Origin of the sequence: Cohnella baijiui, assembly GCF_020731285.1 — a bacterium.
Lineage (GTDB): Bacteria > Bacillota > Bacilli > Paenibacillales > Paenibacillaceae > Cohnella.
Window position 1 is genome coordinate 1 of record NZ_JAJFOW010000358.1, and the last position, 234, is coordinate 234.

The 234-nt window shown below is 42.3% G+C and carries 1 protein-coding gene; it reads left to right on the forward strand.

Annotation, left to right across the window (positions count from 1 at the left end):
• Position 1 precedes the first annotated feature (1 nt).
• Positions 2 to 234: adenosylhomocysteinase (locus tag LKX83_RS32955; RefSeq protein ID WP_227887504.1), on the forward strand; the 233-nt coding region annotated here is incomplete at its 3' end.

Consider the following 234-nt stretch of genomic DNA (forward strand, 5'->3'; position numbering starts at 1 on the left):
TTTGAATACAACGGAAAAAAGCATCGTGCGTGACATGAGTCTTGCGCCGAATGGACATCTCAAAATTGACTGGGTTAAAGAACATATGCCGGTGTTAAACCGCATTCGTGAACAATTTGAAAAGGAGCAGCCGTTTAAAGGCTTAAAAGTCGCTATTTCTCTTCACTTAGAAGCAAAAACAGCGTATCTTGCAAAGGTTGTAAAAGCTGGCGGCGCTGATGTAACCATTACAGG